General features: G+C 30.0%; 16 protein-coding genes. 4 read left to right on the top strand and 12 right to left on the bottom strand.

Features of this window, described 5'->3' with window-relative positions; translation table 11 throughout:
- Positions 1-17: 17 nt before the first annotated feature.
- A complete protein-coding gene (locus ACP5GV_RS02530) occupies positions 18-512 on the top strand; it encodes a YbhB/YbcL family Raf kinase inhibitor-like protein (RefSeq protein WP_428069554.1) in 495 nt (164 codons plus the stop codon).
- On the opposite strand, the gene ACP5GV_RS02535 is transcribed toward ACP5GV_RS02530, so the two are convergent.
- The 7 genes from ACP5GV_RS02535 to ACP5GV_RS02565 all read right to left on the bottom strand — a co-directional run bounded on the left by ACP5GV_RS02535 (position 513) and on the right by ACP5GV_RS02565 (position 7,728).
- Positions 513-2,069, bottom strand: a complete 1,557-nt coding sequence (locus ACP5GV_RS02535) for a flagellar protein J (protein WP_428102061.1) — start codon at positions 2,067-2,069, stop codon at positions 513-515. It abuts the gene before it with no gap.
- Positions 2,070-2,139: 70 nt separating this feature from the next.
- The gene (locus tag ACP5GV_RS02540) at positions 2,140-5,004 is read right to left on the bottom strand and encodes an ATPase, T2SS/T4P/T4SS family (protein ID WP_428102063.1); all 2,865 of its coding nucleotides are present in this window, start codon (positions 5,002-5,004) and stop codon (positions 2,140-2,142) included.
- Between the two features lie 12 nt (positions 5,005-5,016).
- Positions 5,017-5,706, bottom strand: coding sequence for an ATPase domain-containing protein (locus ACP5GV_RS02545; protein ID WP_428102065.1), 690 nt, complete (start codon positions 5,704-5,706; stop codon positions 5,017-5,019).
- A gap of 11 nt (positions 5,707-5,717) precedes the next feature.
- A complete protein-coding gene (locus ACP5GV_RS02550) occupies positions 5,718-6,200 on the bottom strand; it encodes a hypothetical protein (RefSeq protein WP_428069561.1) in 483 nt (160 codons plus the stop codon).
- Positions 6,201-6,209: 9 nt separating this feature from the next.
- Positions 6,210-6,704, bottom strand: a complete 495-nt coding sequence (locus ACP5GV_RS02555) for a hypothetical protein (RefSeq protein WP_428102067.1) — start codon at positions 6,702-6,704, stop codon at positions 6,210-6,212.
- Positions 6,704-7,384: a hypothetical protein gene (locus ACP5GV_RS02560; protein ID WP_428069563.1), complete on the bottom strand. Its 681-nt coding sequence runs from the start codon at positions 7,382-7,384 to the stop codon at positions 6,704-6,706. Before ACP5GV_RS02560 ends, ACP5GV_RS02555 begins: the two co-directional genes overlap by 1 nt.
- Entirely contained in the window at positions 7,381-7,728 is a 348-nt protein-coding gene (locus tag ACP5GV_RS02565; RefSeq protein WP_292319122.1) for a hypothetical protein, read from the bottom strand. The genes ACP5GV_RS02560 and ACP5GV_RS02565 overlap by 4 nt, the downstream gene beginning before the upstream one ends.
- A gap of 188 nt (positions 7,729-7,916) precedes the next feature.
- Between ACP5GV_RS02565 and ACP5GV_RS02570 the strand changes: the two genes are divergently transcribed.
- Positions 7,917-8,369 carry a hypothetical protein gene (locus tag ACP5GV_RS02570; RefSeq protein ID WP_428069565.1) on the top strand — a complete coding sequence of 151 codons (453 nt, stop codon included), beginning with the start codon at positions 7,917-7,919 and terminating at the stop codon, positions 8,367-8,369.
- Between the two features lie 91 nt (positions 8,370-8,460).
- On the opposite strand, the gene ACP5GV_RS02575 is transcribed toward ACP5GV_RS02570, so the two are convergent.
- Entirely contained in the window at positions 8,461-9,150 is a 690-nt protein-coding gene (locus tag ACP5GV_RS02575) for an archaellin/type IV pilin N-terminal domain-containing protein (RefSeq protein WP_428102070.1), read from the bottom strand.
- Between the two features lie 299 nt (positions 9,151-9,449).
- Positions 9,450-10,460 carry a PLP-dependent lyase/thiolase gene (locus ACP5GV_RS02580; protein ID WP_428069579.1) on the bottom strand — a complete coding sequence of 337 codons (1,011 nt, stop codon included), beginning with the start codon at positions 10,458-10,460 and terminating at the stop codon, positions 9,450-9,452.
- A gap of 79 nt (positions 10,461-10,539) precedes the next feature.
- On the opposite strand from ACP5GV_RS02580, the gene ACP5GV_RS02585 reads away from it, so the two are divergent.
- Together ACP5GV_RS02585 and ACP5GV_RS02590 are read left to right on the top strand one after the other, a co-directional pair.
- Complete coding sequence (locus ACP5GV_RS02585) at positions 10,540-11,697, top strand: pyridoxal-phosphate-dependent aminotransferase family protein (protein ID WP_428069569.1); 1,158 nt, start codon at positions 10,540-10,542, stop codon at positions 11,695-11,697.
- A gap of 64 nt (positions 11,698-11,761) precedes the next feature.
- Positions 11,762-12,976: an MFS transporter gene (locus tag ACP5GV_RS02590; protein WP_428090238.1), complete on the top strand. Its 1,215-nt coding sequence runs from the start codon at positions 11,762-11,764 to the stop codon at positions 12,974-12,976.
- A gap of 9 nt (positions 12,977-12,985) precedes the next feature.
- Here the strand turns inward: ACP5GV_RS02590 and ACP5GV_RS02595 are convergent, their stop codons facing one another.
- The 3 genes from ACP5GV_RS02595 to ACP5GV_RS02605 are packed head-to-tail and all read right to left on the bottom strand — an operon-like array spanning position 12,986 to position 17,167.
- Positions 12,986-14,017, bottom strand: a complete 1,032-nt coding sequence (locus ACP5GV_RS02595; protein ID WP_428102072.1) for a ThiF family adenylyltransferase — start codon at positions 14,015-14,017, stop codon at positions 12,986-12,988.
- Between the two features lie 41 nt (positions 14,018-14,058).
- Positions 14,059-15,570 (bottom strand): cation:proton antiporter, encoded by a 1,512-nt coding sequence (locus ACP5GV_RS02600; protein ID WP_428102075.1) that lies wholly within the window; start codon positions 15,568-15,570, stop codon positions 14,059-14,061.
- Positions 15,571-15,586: 16 nt separating this feature from the next.
- Positions 15,587-17,167, bottom strand: a complete 1,581-nt coding sequence (locus tag ACP5GV_RS02605) for an ATPase, T2SS/T4P/T4SS family (RefSeq protein WP_428090243.1) — start codon at positions 17,165-17,167, stop codon at positions 15,587-15,589.
- Between the last annotated feature and the right edge of the window lie 532 nt (positions 17,168-17,699).

A 17,699-nucleotide genomic window follows, 5' to 3' on the forward strand; every position in this document is an offset into this window, starting at 1 on the left:
ATAGAACGGGGATTAAAATGCCCAGAGAGTATTTGTTGAAAGATGGAAACGAATTTAGTTTAACTTCTGATGATTTTAAAAATGGTGAAACTATACCAAAAAGGTTTACATGCGATGGAGACAACATAAGTCCAAGACTTAAATGGAATGGATTGAGTGAAGCGAAAAGTTATGCATTAATAGTTTATGATCCTGATGCTCCAATGAAGACATTTATTCATTGGGTTTTATACGATATTCCTTCATCTTTAAATTCATTGTATGAAGCTATACAGAAAAATGTAGTTGTAGAAGGAGTCGGAAAACAAGGTAAAAATGATTTTGGTGAGATTGGCTACGATGGCCCATGTCCTCCAAGAGGTCATGGTGTTCATAGATATTACTTTGCGCTACATGCTCTAAATGTTGATCAACTAAATATTAAGGGAGAAGTGAACGCAGACAAACTTATTAATTTAATCAAAGGAAAAGTGATCGGTTACGGACTATTAATGGGTAAATATCAAAGATAATTAGATTTGAGGAGTAGATGTAACTGGAAATAGATGAAACATATGCATAGTTATAGCATCTACACCAACTAATGTTAATCCCGTTAAAATAAACATTATAGCTAAAAATAGATAAAATGATCTTACACTTCCTACCTTTGTTATTGCTAATATATACGAATTAATTACTGCAAGTATTACAGAAAAAGCGATAGTACCTAAGTTAAGAAAAACCACCATGCCAGGCTGAGGGGAGATAAATCCAGGGAAAGTTGAAGAAAGACCGGAGCTTAAAGGAACTAAGAGGCTATTAAAATAATATGTTATTAATGACATAAATTCTAATATAGCTATGATACTTGCGTGCATTATTATTAAAGCCGAAAAGAAATTCCCAAAAACTTGTAATTTTTTTTGCCTTAAAGAGAGTATCATATTATCAAAATCTGATAATACGACCCCTACATTTAACAAATCTCCGCCATATTTATCTGTATCAGAAAATATCTTTAGAGATCTATATATAGTTTCACTGTTTGTATCTAAACCGAACTTTTGCATTGCAATGTCGTTTTCAACGCCAAGAAACAGAGCAGAATTTAATTTCTTTAATAAATTCTTTAATTTTCCCAGTTCAACCTTTGCTAAATCTTTGATTGCTTGTTTCAAATTTGGTACTTGTGAAAGGTATGTGCCTAAACTTCTAATCATTACTGGGAAAAATGTATCATAATCATTAATTATGTTTTCCATATTATTTATTATATATCCTGCAGGTATTAACAATAAGCCTATTATAAGCATTGAAAAACCTAAAGTTACATAATTTATTGCATCGTTTATAATATAATATGATAGAATCATTCCAATAATAATAGCGACTATTGCTAGTATATCAGCAAATTGTGCTACAGGATTTCTTGATGCTTTTGCTTCAAAGTAATCTTTAGGCGCTTTTAAAATAACCAATGAACCCAATATAATAATAATAAACATTGCAGATATGTAACCCATTAGGATCATTTTAAGACTTCCTCCGCCAAAGAAAAATGATAACATTAGCAATGTAGATATTGCAAAAATAACAGAAACCATCGTTGATGTATATACGCCGTATAGGACATTTAAAGAATCTAATGATCTATTATAAATATTCTCAAAATTAAACTTCAATGTGTCGAATTCTACTTTTAAGAAAGTTACGAGCTCTTCTCCAACAGAGGATACGACTGCAAACCTTTCTAAAAACTCTTTAAATGCTTTATTTTTCTCTCTTAAAGCAATCAAGCTAACAGCTTCTGGTACCGTATAACCCCATTTTTTGGAAAGCTCTCCAGCTCTCTTTAATACCTTTGAATACCTTCCATGAGGACCTTCTCCTGCAATTTTTAAAACTACTCCTGGAGGTTGAGAACCTGTTGAAATCGAATACATATGCATAATAGAATATAATAAATCATAATCTATTTTCACATAGCTTCTATTTTTTAAATAAAATAATAAATAAAATAATATTCCGGAAATTACTATTCCGAGTCCAATATAAAGAAAAGGTCTATCTATTATTAAAATAATCAAGCCTGTAGCAATTAAACCCAAAGTTATAAAAATCGTTAATTTTAACTTTGTTTTGATAAAATGTATTAAATTAATCATTTAGATTTAGCCTCCCAGAAACTAATTCTTTTAATGCATTTTCTATTCCTATAGATTCCGCAATAGTGATTGCCTTGAAAACTTTATAATAATCAAATACTTTTTTATTTACTAGTTCCCTTAAATATTTTGCTCTTAAGTCGAGCTCGTCATAAATAAGTCCGTAATTCTTTCTACTCAACCCTCTCATTCTAGCTATTTTTTCCTCAAGCAAATAAGAAGATCCCTTACCTGAGAAAAGGAACTTGTCAGTACTCGGATCCCAGTTAAATATTGGAATAGCGCTTACTTGGTCTGTATTTGGATCATAACCTACTAGCTCATATAAAGATGTTTGTCTTCTTACCAATAAACCTGTCTTTGAATAAGTTGATGCCTGGAACCATGCAAAATTTAAATTATCCATATACGGTTTAGGTATATTTATAGGATTTCCAGTGAGTCTTTGAATTAACCTTGTTAAGTCTCCAGCATGAAATGTGGCCATAACAGGATGACCTGTGTCTTCTAATGGTATTGGATAGCCATTATTAAAACCTATATAATATTTTGCTCCTTCTAACATTAAATCATACGTATAATCTTCAATACTATAATCAGCTTTTATTATTTTTACGAATTCTTTATTGTCTTCATAAATAATTCTGTATTTCGATTTAACTAAATCTAACGAAAACATATATCCTGAATACCAAAGTTTACTAATGTAAATATTTAATTTATCTTCATTAATTTTTATAAATTTAATTGATACATCGCTGTAAGAGTTAATCCTATAATTGGTAAGATCTTCATAAGAAATTTTATTTTTAAAAATTTTAAGTAATTTATTTGCTATTTTTCCTCTTTGATAGAATTTTGGTTCTTTATAAAATAATTTTTTTAACGTATTGATTGCGTATAAGATCTCCTCATTTTCTTCGAAGTTTATTATAATGGGATTTTTAATCGATGAGATTGCAGTAGAAAATACAAAGCCTGAAATAATTAACTTTGCTACATTAAAATCAATATTAGGTATTTTGATTTTGATCTTTTTTCCATCAAATTCTATGAAGTTATTTTTTAGAAGCCAATCAACAAAAAACAATTCTAACTCATAATAGTAATATTTTCTACCTGACTTCCTCATTGGAATTATTGGTAGGTTATCAATTGTCATAAATTCTTCTAATTTATTAGCAGTTTTTAGTATGAACTTCCCCTTTCTATAACTAACGTAGCTTCCTAAAATTATTCCAATTAAATACCAAAATAATGGGTTTGATATGTTCAATGTAGCTTCTTTAAACTTAATCTGTTTCTTTGTCGTTTTAAAATTTTTAATTCTTTTAACATATACCTCTTTGTTATTTTTTAATAAATTTACTATTTGATTGGCCTCAATTTCACCATAGTTCGTTATAAATTTATGATTTTTTGTTACATCAAAAACGTTACCATCTTCCAGTTCAATTCTTATTAATTTTTCTTTTGGCATCCTAGAAATAGCTACGAGCTTGGCTTTAACTATTTTCCCATTATTATATGAAGGGATTTTGATTTCTTCATTTTTAACATAAACTATTTCTTTGCCATCTATTATTTCGCTACCAAATTTGCTTTTATAAAAATTAAATAAATCCTTGATATTTTTTATCTCATTTTCTAGTATTATTTTACCCTCTTTTATACATTGCATGGCCTGAAATGCTATGGCTCCTTCTGCACCTCTTATTTCTCCAACTATTATATAATCTGGTCTTTGCCTTAATGCTGCCCTTAGTAAATCAAATAAAGTTACACTTGTTTCTGGTTTTCCAGTATCTCTTGCAAGCTCTCTAGTCCAATTCGAATGAGGTAATTGTATTTCAGCAGTATCTTCTATTGTTACAATTTTATTTGTAGGTTTAATAAATGCAGCTATCGCATTCAAAGCAGTTGTTTTACCTGATGCAGTTTCTCCACATATAAAACCGCTCATCCCTTCTCTTAAAAGCATCCAAGTGTATGCTCCAACCCTTTCATCTATAGTGTTCCAATCTATTAGTTGAGTAACACTTATTGGTATTTGAGAAAATTTTCTTATAGTAAAATTAGTTCCATTTAAGCTAACGTCTGAACCAAAAACAATATTTAATCTGCTACCATCAGGCAAGCTAGCATCAACTATTGGTCTAGCCCTGGTTATAGGCTTACCAATTTTTTCTCCTAATCTTAAAACAAAAGCATCCAATTCATCAAGGGATTTAAAACCCAAATTGCTGGCTAATCTATTAAAAATTTTATGGACAACATATATTGGACCAACACCACTGCATGATATATCTTCCAAAAACGGATCTCTTAAAAATGGTTCTAGAACCCCAACTCCAATCTTATCCCTTATTATGTGATACTTTAAATAATTTATCGCTTCTCTTTTTACAGGAATTTTTTCAATATAGAAGGAATTCATCATGGTTTTATAGTCTATTTCTTTGTTAGTCGGTTCTAATATTTCATCAATAAGTTTAAGCAACATTTTTTTCCTTTCTTGAGCGTTTTCAGGCGCTTCTTCATGAATTTTATTAGCAAGAGCTATGTCTACAAGTCTTAAAATTTCATTATTAGGCTTAGGAGGTTCAATAACAATATATTTACCCATATCGCTTCCTTTTACGGATAAAACATGTATAAATACCCCTCCTCCAACAGGATAAATAAAATTAAATTCTCTTAGTTTTCTCATACTAGAATCTGGTTTGCTTATATATTGAGGAGGATTTTCAACACTTTTCATATAATTGTCTAAATAATCAGGTTTCTCTCCGAAGTCTGGTTCTTTGGCTTCTATTTCACTTTTTTTCCTTTTAAATATGTTTAATTTAATTGCCATTATTATCCCCGCTTAAGAAACAACTATTGGTATAACCTTTATCCCGAAAGCTGGATCTATATCAAATGTTATATTGCTTTGCGCTCCAGATTGAAGTCCCTTTAATTTTATTATATTCATAACTTTAAGTCTTCTTCCTGCGATGCTGGCCTCCGTTAGTTTTATATAACCATCAGCAGAGTTTTTCATCATCAAGTCTACTTCTTGTTGAAATGAATTTGGATGAAAAGTTACTACAACGCTTTTACCTTCATCGGAAATTCTTCTAAAAGTTTCTATAGCTAATCTAACATAATCTGCAGACGCCTCAGCCAGGTAAGAAAGACTATCAATTATTATAGCTTCTGTTTTAATGAAGTCTTTTATTAATATGTTCGCTAATTGCTTAAGCAAAATATTAGCAAAATTTTCATTTAGTGACAAACCTACACTCATATTATATATGTATAAGTTTCCTTTCGCAAAATAGTCTAAAAAATCAAAACCAGATTGTGCTGCCTTAGTTATAAAACTATAGCTATCCCCTTCACTAGTAAAATAGGTAACCCTAAAACCAGATCTTAAATATGCCTGCGTGAACAATAACGCTATTCCAGTTTTTCCACTTCCATGAGAACCTTCTATAACTATAAAACTTGGATGTGGGATTCCGCCAGCTAGTCTTTGATCAATTTCTTCGTTACCTGTGCTGAGTATCTGCACACTTTTTTCACCTAGTATGTATAAGTTGCTTCAATACCTTTTAGGGGTGATACCACTATTACTAATGGATAGTTTCTATTAGCTTGATTAGGTAAGTTTATTTTTATCTCTAAAGTTTCTCCAGGTAAAATACCATTATAGGAAATATATGGAGAACTATATGAATTTACAAAAATTTCTATTGGAAACCAAGAAACATTATATTGAAGAAGTGTTACAACCTGGGTTTTATTCGTAGAATTATATTCAACTATTATGTCAAATTTATTTATATCATAAATTAAATTGCTTCCGATATTTGTTATATTAACTAATAGGGTTTGATTATTGCTTTCAAGAATAGCTCCAGTAATTTTAATCTCATCCTGAACATTAATATTTAGATTTGATATTGAAATTTTATATCCCGTTAAAATAAGAGAGGCTAATGATCCAAGAACTACAACTAATGCAACCGCGGCAATTACCATACCAACGGCAATTTCTATTCCCAAAAATATCACCTATGGTGTTGATTGCACAACATTGCTAAATGTTTGCCCATTTGGCAAAGATATAGAAACTTGAATAGTTTTACCATAATTTGCACCTGTATAAACATAGATAATTGCGGTAGATCCAGGCGTCATATCATTATTATTCCCACCAATTATTTTGTAAATATTCCAATATCCTAAACCGCCACTAGGATTATAAGTATAAAAACCCATAGTTGAGTTAACTGATCCTAAATATATTTGTATCCTAGAAAAAGATGCTTGAGTTAACGTTTCCATTCCATTGTCTCTCACATATATGACGTATCCATTGATAGTTTGATTATAATACCCATATACAATACTTAATGATGTTGATAGTTGTTGGCTTATAGCCTCAGCATTTTGTGAATATGAAGACATGATTTGATATGTTTTTACTATTACTACTGAGCTTACAGCGCTAACTAATATTATAGTAACTAATAAAAATATTGTATGGCTAATTGGCACATCGCTCATTATCTAACCTCTTCTTGTCTCTTTAATTTATTAATTACAATTTTACTAAGAGAATCCTTAACAAGCTCATTATTCTCTCCGCTTAATTCATTAAGCATTAAAGCAACTAATGCTAGTGATTCATTTGGAGTTAAACCCTTATCTCCAGCCATTATCATTACATTTAAAAGTTTCTTAGTAGCGTCTGCTTCTTGTTGTGTTAAGTAACCTAGAGATTTCATAGCATCTATGGCTTGCTCAAAAAACTCTTTAGGAAGCATATATAAATCTGAAACCAAAGAAAGAAGTTTAAAAACGTTCGTAGTTTCGATTTTTTCTCTTCTCTCTTCTCCAGTTTTTATTACTTCTTTTCTAATAATTTTTTCTGGCTGTTTTTCTGTCTGTATCTTTTGAATTGACTCCTTTAATTCAATTTCTTCATTTGGAGATTGCAAGTTTTTAGATGTTTGCTGTATGGTCTCACTATTTACTACTTGTTGTGATCTTGATTGATTACCACTTTGTGGTTGAATATTACTTTGTTGGGCTTGTGATTGTAAACTTACTCTGAGCAAAGGATTAGTTAGATCATTTATTATAGCTCTTAATTGGGAGGTAGCATCCCTTAACGCTTCAGCTATTTCCTTAACAGAATCATCTTGTTTTTTCTCAATAGGAGGTGTTTGAGGAGGTTGACTCAATTGCTCACACCTCCCAATAATTTTATGTTTATTTGATAGCTTATATAATATAAATCCTGATAATATTTTTTTGTTAATCTTAGCCAGGTCTTTTTCCTGAAAGGGATTGAACAACCTCCCTTAATCCTATATCCAATAATTGCTGGTATAGGAATGTTTATTGATGATAATACAATTAGAGCCAATCCCAAAATAAAATATAACATGCTATATGGTTTCATTAATATAAAGAGTATTCCTAAAATTTCTATTAAAAGAAACATAGATGTTAACAGGTAAGACTCGATCTTAATTTTTCTAGCCGTTTTATTGTTTCCGCTTACGTATAAATAAGTTTTAGGCAATACAATCACCTTAATTATATTTGTATTTAATTGAACTTTTATTTAATTTCATATAGTTTCCCCTGAGCTATATAACATTTTAGTTACAAAAATACAAATAAATTTTCCTTTTTGTGAGCATTTTTATTTATGAGTATACCTTAACCCCTGTAATACCTAGCTAGAGTAAAAATAAAAATGTGATTTATATGAGAAGACCGAAATTGCCCAAAATAAAAGTACCGGAAGAAAATGGGAAAAGTGCTATAATAATGTTAATTGCAATACTCGTGTTAGTTATTATTATTGTAATTAATGTTCCAAAAATTATGTATATTATAGGTACAACGCAATTTCAGCTTACTAACGAAAGTATAAGCGTAGTGCAATGTTTCTCATTTCAGAACCAAAATGGTCTCATAACAATCGTGGCATATGTGCAAAATATAGGAAAATCAAACGCCGTAATTACATCAGCTTATCTCTATGATCAAAATGGGCTAGAAGATGCTAGCAATACCAGCTTATTAGTAAAGATTCCTCCAGGAAAAGCGTTACCGATATATATACAAACATTTGCCTTAACGCCTGGCAATCTATATAAGGTTTCTGTATATACTGAAGTTGGTACTTATTCTTCATGTGAACTAACTTATCAGTAAATTTTAAAAATAAAAATAGTGAAATATAATAAAACCATTTTAATATAAAAATTATATAATTAATATAAAAATAAAAAATGAAATATGAAGTTTATCCTAAATCTATTGTGGTGTTTTGTGGTGTGTCAGGAGGTATAATTCTTGATACTGTTAATGCTCCACCTACACTTGGTTTTATTGTTACTGTAAAGCTATGATATGCAGTTAAGTTGCCGCTGGTAGGTAAGTTTATTACTAATAGAGCTTGTCCATAGGGCCCTAAAACTGTTGGAGTTACGTTACCTGTTAAGAAATAGGCTGTTGCTGTAGGATAATAATTTTGTGGTTTATATAAGCTATACAAGCTAGTTGATGATGAGATTAATTGTTTGCTAACACCTATATATATATTTGGATATGATCCATGTTGATCAGTAAATGATACTACAAAAGTAGCATTATCAAATGAAACGTAACCTGTACCTGGTGTCACACCTAAAGGTATAGCCAATTCTTCTACTCCAATTATTGAAGAACTAGTGCTCGTAGTATTTGAACTAGTGCTCGTAGTATTTGAACTAGTGCTCGTAGTATTTGTTAGTCCTAGTATTTCTCCATTGACTTCTAATGCTGTGGAAGCTTGTTGTAATCCGTTAACCATTGTCTGCTTTGCCTTTGTCGCTGATGTCATACCCATATCTAATACAACAAATGCAACTGCAGCAGCCACCAATACGAAGGCAATTAAAATTATAGCAGTATCAATACCAACCATACCTTTCTTCTTTCTATTTAAAACCATATAGGCCACCTTGCCTATTTATTTTTATAAACTTAACATTAATAACGATTTAGTTCATACCAAATAACTAAAATAAAGATGTATACCTGGATTAAGTATTACAACTAAATTAATATGGTATTATTAATAGATTTAATTTTTAGTCTTACTCAAGTTAATACTTTATTTCTATACAATTATTTAATTTTTAAAATTAATTTTTAAAATTTATTAACTACTGTTCACGAACAAAAAGAATGATTAGTTTCATTATATTAGAAATTATAATGCTTTAAATAAGTACAATTTAAAAAACTGATTTATATTTTGCTTATTATTTTTTCAATTAAGTCATAAAATTTAAGCCCATTACCTGTAAGCATTGCTACATATCTGTTTATATCATAATTCAATTCGTTAAGTTTAATTAGTGCTATATAAGATACAGCTGATGTAGGCTCTACCATATAACCTAAATTCCATAGTTTTTTTAAACCAAGTTTAATTTCCTCATCATCTATAACTAATAGCCCACCATTACTTTCTTTAATAACGCTTAATGCATCATAAATCCTTGGTGCTTTTTTTAATGCGAGTCCATCAGCTAGCTTTGATTCTTTTCCTTTAGATTCATATATAGGTTCTATAAATTCCCTTAAAGAAGCTGTTTCTTTTCCTTGAACTGCAAACATTTTGGCATTTATTCCGATTTCTTTTAATCCATAATATGTTCCTAAAAATAATGAAAAACTGGAAGTTGGAACTACAATACCTCTGGGATTAATATGTTTAATTTCTTCAGCAATACTTTTCATACCTTCAATGAAGAAAGGATTTCTAGCATGAGATACATAAAAACATTCCCTTGATAATTCTTCAGCAATATTTGAGGCTTCATCTCTTGTTTCTGATTCTATAACTTCAGCTCCCAAAGATCTTAGAATTGATTTTTTTCCAGGAGGTGCGTATTTTGGTATAACTATTTTGCTTTTAATTCCTAGCCTTGATGAAAAAGCTGCTGTAGATATACCAGTATTTCCGCTAGAGTCTTCTACAGAGCACTTGTATTTTAATTGAGAAGCAAGTTGTAAGCTATATGATACCCCCCTATCCTTAAAGCTACCAGTTGGATTTAGATACTCAAGCTTAAAATAAACATCATTTTTATTAATACTTTCCTTAACAATAGGTGTATTTCCTTCTCCAAGTATGGGTTTAAATTTTGGTGGTATACCTTTTATATAAAGTGATGATTTACAAACAGGGCAGTAAGGATAATATTTATTTTCTTCTCCTTCAAACCCACATTTTTTACAAAATAAACTCCACATTTTCTCCACAATTAATATTGAAAAATAAACACTTAAAATTTTTACTTTATAAAAAGATAGTATGTAAGATGGTGAAAATATGGTTAAATATTACACAGATGAAATTTTGCTAACTCCAGGTCCCACTCAAGTTCCTTTAGATATCTATCAAAGTATGATTACCAAGGCTAAAAATACCGATTTAGACGAAGAATTCATAGTTTTCTATAATAACTTAAGAAACAAACTAAAGAATTTAATAAATATGAAAAAGGGTGATGTTTATATAATGTTAGGTGAAGCAATGATAGGCTTGGAAACAGCTATATCTAATACAATAAACCAAGGAGACAAGGTTTTAATTATAGATAATGGTGTTTACGGCGATGGATTCAAAGACTTAGTTAAAATGTACAAAGGTATTCCATTAACGATGGGTTTAGATTGGAGAAAAAGTGCTGACCCAAATGATATAGATAGAGCATTAGAAAAAAATAAAGACATCGATACTGTTACTTTAGTGCATTGCGATACACCATCAGGTATTTTGAACGATTTAAATCAAATATCTAAAGTTGTTAAATCTCATGGAGCATTACTTATCGTTGATGCTGTATCTAGTTTAGCAACAACAGAAATAAAGTTTGATAATATAGATATTATGATTGGTGGATCTCAAAAGGCATTAAATGTACCTGCTGGTTTAACAATAGTTGCATTAAGTGATTATGCATGGGAAAAGATTAAAAAGGTAAACTACCAAGGGTACTATATGAATTTAACTTTATGGAAGGAAATGTTTGATTATAAAGATACATTTCCTTACACTATGAATGATACTTTAATTTATGCTTTAGATACTTCATTGAATAATTTATTTAAAGAAGGTTTAGAAAGCGTTTACGAAAGGCATAAGTTAGCAAAAAAAGCATCCTTAAAAGCATTAGAATCTCTTAGCCTAGAATTATATCCAGAAAAAGAATATTATTCTTCACCAAGCGTTACAGCTTTTTTGTTACCTAAAGGCATTAATGATAAAGAATTAAGAGAATTAACAAGGAAGAAATATGGTGTTATGATAGCAGGTAGTTGGGGTAAACTTGAAGGAAAAGTTGCAAGAATTGGGCATATGGGATATCAAGCATCTCTAAATAACTTATTGATAGCTTACTCAGCATTATCAAGATCTCTAAATGATTTAGGATATAAAAATTCAATAACTGATGTACTAGGGGCTATAGAAGAATCATATCCCTAAATTTTATTGAACGTTTAGCAGAGCTAATATTATTAATTCAATTCGTTTTATTTGGTGAAAATTTGTGAATGAAATAAACAGAATTGATTATGGGCCTTTAAATAAGTATCAATGGCTAATAATAATTTCCTCATCTTTCAGTATGTTAATTTATGGCCTAGTTTTAGCTTTACCTTCAATTTCAACTACGTGGAGCTTTGTACCTCAAAATTATTACGTATACATATTTCTTTCGATTCCAATAGGAACAATTATAGGAAACATCGTTATAGGAAGGTTAGCTGATACTAAAGGAAGAAAAAATATGTTTATATTAACATTATTATTGTATGGATTAGGTTCTTTAATAGTTTTGGTATCAAATAATTTTTTGGTTTTGATTTTAGGCTTGCTTATTTCTCAAATAGGTCTTGGAGGAGAAATGCCTACGCTTTTAACATATCTATCAGAAATGATTCCAATAAAATATAGAGAAATTGTATTAATATTTACAACTAACATTGCAAATGTAGGTGTTTTAATAGGCGGTATCATTTCATTAAAGGCAGGTCTTCTTTCAATAGAACAAGAAAGATTTTATTATTTGATATCTTTAATAGCATCAATATCATTAATGCTAGTATTTAGGTTAATGATACCCGAATCATTGAGATGGGAGATTAAGAAGAAAAAAGAAATTGGAAAAAGGGTTAAAATTGAACAGCTATGGTTTAAAATTTACTTTTTAACGTCTTTGATCATTGCAACAGCATTAACTTATGCTTTATTAGCATTAACTATAGGTCCTTATCTGTTTCCTAAATTGACTTCAATTTTATTAGTTATTTATAATTTAGGGGAAAGTATTGGTGGTTTCATTTCATTAGGCATTATTAAAAGAATTGGCACGAAATTTTTTGCTGTTTTTTCTTATATGGGAGGTTTCATAGTTATGATATTTGTGGTTATTGATTATATTTTTGCCAAAAATGTATTACAATTATTTTTGGCCCTGTTATTTATAAATGGATTATTTGGAGAATTTGCATGGGCTGCAAGAGTCTCATTAGAACCAGTTATATTTCCAACAAACTTTAGATCAACTGGAATAGCTATTTCAAGACTTTTGCCATATATTTTATACGCGGCCTCTATTTTTTATGCAGCTTCTTTTGATGTAATGCAATATTTAATATATAATATCATATTATGGGGAATTGGGGGCCTAGCATCTATATTATGGTATGTTTATGGGGTTGAAACAATTAACAAAAAACTTGAAGACATCAATAAAGAATAATTTTAAATCTTATTGAATTAAAATATTAAAGAGATCATCATATATTTTCTTTGCAGTATTTATATCATCAATTCCTTCTACCATGCCTAAGCCATTATTCATGAGAACAATTTGAATAGTATCTTTTTGTACTCTTAAACTATATTTGTTTATAGATATTACATTAAACTTTTCTTTAATTTTATTAATTTTTTTACTAAAATCAAAATTAACAAATTTTTCTGGCCTTATTTCTACAGCATGCGTTCCGCAAATCTTTACTACACCTCTTAATGTTTTTTTCTCTAAAAATTCATAGTGATGTAAACCGCATGTAGGACACTTCTCATTTTTAGTTATTTTTATCTTTTCTATGCCCACATCTCTTCCATCTATTACAAATAAAACACCATAGGGCACTTCATTACCTGCTAAGTATCTTATAGCTAAATTAGAAGATATGGAAGAAACTAATGAAGTTATAGTTCCAATAGAAGGTATAATATCGCAACTCTCATTTTGATTGCTAATTTCAGGTATAAGGCATCTAAGGCAAGGCCCTTGATTCGGTTTTATGAACATAACATTACCATACCACGAATTAACGCCTGCATAAATCCAGGGTATGTTGTGTTTAACTGAAACATCATTAATTAAAAATCTAGCTTCTAGGTTATCTGTTCCATCAAGAATTAAATCTACATCTTCTAAAAACTTTTCGGCGTTTAAAGAATCAAATTCATCTATAGCACTTTCTACCTTTATACTTTGATCTATTTCTTTAATCCACTTTTCACAGGCAATAGCCTTAGGTAATGATTCCAAAGCATCTTTTTCTGTGATCATATGAGTCCTATGTAAATTACTTAAATCTATATAATCTCTATCTATAATTTTGATTTTTTTAATTCCTGCCCTTGCTAAAATTTCTGCCTGGGTTGAACCCAAGGCACCACAGCCTACAATAGCTATTTTGGAATTCATAATTTTTTCCATACCTTCATATCCTATATCTTGCATTAATAATTGTCTAGAGAACCTAGCTAAATCATTTTTATTCAATCATTACCACCAAGATCATATTATACATAAAACCTAAATTTTTATCTGCTGTAAATCCTTAATATATCTCTTCTATATAATGGGAAGACTAACTTACCATCCTTATCAATTATAGCTATTACATAGGCGTCCTTATCTTTTATTCTTCTTATAGCTTCACCTATAGTATTATTATATAATAATACTTCAACTTGTTTTAAATAGGTTTCACATATCATCGTGTTCTCATAATTCTTAGGATCTACATCTATGAGGCTTCTTATAGAAAAAACTCCAATTGGAACCATATCACGATTAACAACAACAATTTCATTTATATCTCTTTTTGAAAATATTTTTGCAGCATCTGATAATGTAGAATCGCAATGCAATATATCATAGTTATCAACTTTAATAGTTGATAATGGCATTGAGAGCTTAATATTTTCAATTTTTTCTCCAGGTAGCTTCCATTTTCTTAAAACAAATGGGAATATTATTGCAACTATAGCTATTGTTAAAACCGAAAAAGAATATTGATATCCAGTTATATAATTGCTTAGTAATGAAATAAGCAACAATGATGTATCAACGCCGCCCTTGGCCGTTTGGGCCCACGAATTGAGCCATTTGTTTTGAAATTTTATTATATCAGAAGAAAGATACCCAGAAAAAAGTTTAGATGACAGGACAATTCCAACAAGTATTAATGACATTATAACTATGTTAGCTGTTATCTTAACAACTTCTAATCCAATATCAGCAAAAAATATAGGTTCGAAAAAACCATAAGTTAATCCCCGAACTCTTTCTAAAATTTCTTGTCTGTCTTCGAAGTAATCTCTAAACAAATATCCTAGAAAAAGAGCTGAAATAGCGGCATTGAAACCATAATAGTCTGAGAAATAACCTACGATTAAAATTATTGATATTATTAATGCCAATTCAATTTCTCTTGCTTTTAATAAGTACAGTATTTTTGAAAATATTTTCGAATATATTTGTCCTAGAGCAAAGATAGCTATTATTACTAAAGAAGTTCCAATGAAAGCTTCTAATATCCTTGTCTTTTGACTAAATCCTACAAATAAAATAATAAATATAATTTCAGTTATCACAGCTTGATAAAAGAGTGTAGTTCCCGTTTTTGTTTTTGAAATATTCATATCAGAAAGTGCTCTTGCAAGAGGACCGGTGCTTGTCATAGCTAATGGTACAGCTAATATTAAAGCATTCTCAGTGTTTATTAGTTTAAAAAATAACAAAATAAAAGTAATGGGAATCAATACTTGTATTAAAGATGCAACAAATAATTTTATATTTGGTCTTTCATTTAAATTAAACTCCTCAGCTCCAGCAAGAAATAGAATAAAAGTTATGCCTAGTTGAGATAAAAAATTTATTGATTGATTTGGAACTATAAAATTTAATACTGCTGGCCCCAATATAATGCCAGAAATAATTATACTAACAAATGCTGGAATGTAGAATTTTTTTAGGCCCTCTTCTAGTATTTTAGCAATTAATATTATAACACCAACATAGAGAAACGATATAATTGTGGAATTAATCATTAATAGTTTTATCCTCCTAATCTAATGGTATAAATTTTAAGTCTAATCCATATTCATCTGCAATTTTCTTTATTGATTTTACCTTTTTCGCTGTAACCCTTGAATGCCTAGGGATTCTTATAATAAGGCTACCTTCGATTATTTCAGTCTTAGCATTAGGAATTAGCCTACTTATTTTATCTGATATAGATGAAAAATCCTCTTCCAATAAATTAACGCTAGTTTTACCTCCTTTACCTTCTCTATATTTTCTTCTTACAGGAATTACCATAGTTTGTTCTCCAAATGTATATAATTCATATTCAAGTTCACCTGTCAAAAAGTTCTTCACTTCAACAACAGGTCTTGCTAACTCAGCTTCTTTTAACCCAGTAGGAAGCCTTACAGTTATTTCTAATTCATAAACTTTCTCAACACTTCCATTATTTATAAATATTACGGTATCAATTATACTTGGTATCATACCCAGTTCAACCCTTGTAGCGATTCTTTGTATTGCATCTATTGGTGATGTAGCATGAGTTACACCTACCATGCCTATTCCTGCTAATCTCAAATCCACATAGAGCTTAAAATCATCATCGTCTCTCAATTCGTCAAAGAATGTATAATCAGGTCTTGATAAAAGTAATATATCATGGAGTTCTGTCATTTCTGCATAAGTTTTCGAGTATTGAGTTACATCAGGAGGTAATCTCATATCTCTAGGGGATTCAATAGTTTTCACTATTTTTCCTTTGCTAGAATAAAATTCTGCAAGAGCCTGGGCAAAAGTTGTTTTACCAGCTCCTGGTGATCCGCTTATTAGAATTCCTTCAGCCCTTTCTAACAGTCTTTTCATTAACTTTTCAGGTAAATTATAATCTTCTAACTTTAGTCTGACTATTGGTCTTACTGCCGTTATTTCCCATCCATCGCTCAATGGAGGTCTCGTAATTATAATTCTATAATCTTTGAGTTGAATTATTGTGGATCCTGTTCTATCTATTTCTACAAATCCTTCCTCCATTGTAGAGGCCCTTTCTATTATTTCTCTCGACATTTCTTCAATTTGAGACCTATCTAAGGTTTTATCTGACAGCTTAACGAATATCCAACTGCCAGGCTTACCTATTTTTGCTAATGGTAAAGCTCCTTCTTTCAAATGAACACTCATAGTTTTCTCATCAAAAAATTCTTCTATTTTTAGTTTTCCAGATTTCTTAGATCCTGTAAATAGAACAGGTATATTTAACGCTTCAGAGGATTCTAACATCATCAAATCACTTGTTATTATAATAGCACTTGATTTCCAAGCGTAATCTCTAATTTCTTTTTTTAATTCTTCATAAGTTATTTCTCTTGTTAATTTTCTATCTCTTTCCACTATATCTATTTGAACTCCACTTCTTTTTATATTACCTATCTTCTTTATTTCATCTAAACCAGTAAATCCTATGCTCATTCCCTTTTTAGCTTGGTTATAAAAATACTCAATTAGATCTTTTAATATTATCACTCTTCCTACAGGAACCATACCTTCCTCAATGGCTCTCCTCGCACTACCATCTAATACAGATTCTATGTCAACTAAATATAGGCCTGCATTTTCTACCAACTTTGTTATCCCCTTACCAATAATTTTATGTAAAATAGGAGTATAAATTATATTATTCTTTTTTAAATTCAAAGAATTTTAAAGCTGATGTCAATGGCTTAAATTTTTCAAACCGAAGGGAGAGTACGTTTATCTAACATATTCTGCAAAAATAACAAAAATGAGGGGAACGCTTCTAGAGAACTATAGAAGGCCTTCTAGAGAAAGCTTTTGATTGGTTGTGGAAAAGGACAAAGATAGAAAGAAATGAGGTAAGAAGTGGAAGTAAAATCAGAACTAAGGTCAAGACTTTTTTACCTAAAAAGAATGGGGTATACAAAACATTATTGGATTAATTAGAGAAAACTAATGTCTTAGCTCCCCATTACGTTAATAAGGCTATTAATGAAGCTTATTCTATATCGAAGAGCCGGAAGAGGAGATCTGAAAAAAGAAAAGCTATAATATAAAACCCAAGATAAAGAGAACTTATGTTAAGATTAAATCAACGTTAGGAAATGTTGAAGGTGAAACTGTTAGGATAACTGTTAGC

The organism is Caldisphaera sp., assembly GCF_049974385.1.
GTDB lineage: Archaea > Thermoproteota > Thermoprotei_A > Sulfolobales > Acidilobaceae > Caldisphaera.

What these genes read in the sequence shown, in the direction of transcription:
- ACP5GV_RS02530 (WP_428069554.1), top strand. Translation starts at nt 18, where the DNA reads ATGCCCAGAGAGTATTTGTTGAAAGATGGAAACGAATTTAGTTTAACT.
- ACP5GV_RS02540 (WP_428102063.1), bottom strand. Translation starts at nt 5,004, where the DNA reads ATGGCAATTAAATTAAACATATTTAAAAGGAAAAAAAGTGAAATAGAA.
- ACP5GV_RS02555 (WP_428102067.1), bottom strand. Translation starts at nt 6,704, where the DNA reads ATGAGCGATGTGCCAATTAGCCATACAATATTTTTATTAGTTACTATA.
- ACP5GV_RS02570 (WP_428069565.1), top strand. Translation starts at nt 7,917, where the DNA reads ATGAGAAGACCGAAATTGCCCAAAATAAAAGTACCGGAAGAAAATGGG.
- ACP5GV_RS02575 (WP_428102070.1), bottom strand. Translation starts at nt 9,150, where the DNA reads ATGGTTTTAAATAGAAAGAAGAAAGGTATGGTTGGTATTGATACTGCT.
- ACP5GV_RS02580 (WP_428069579.1), bottom strand. Translation starts at nt 10,460, where the DNA reads ATGTGGAGTTTATTTTGTAAAAAATGTGGGTTTGAAGGAGAAGAAAAT.
- ACP5GV_RS02585 (WP_428069569.1), top strand. Translation starts at nt 10,540, where the DNA reads ATGGTTAAATATTACACAGATGAAATTTTGCTAACTCCAGGTCCCACT.
- ACP5GV_RS02600 (WP_428102075.1), bottom strand. Translation starts at nt 15,570, where the DNA reads ATGATTAATTCCACAATTATATCGTTTCTCTATGTTGGTGTTATAATA.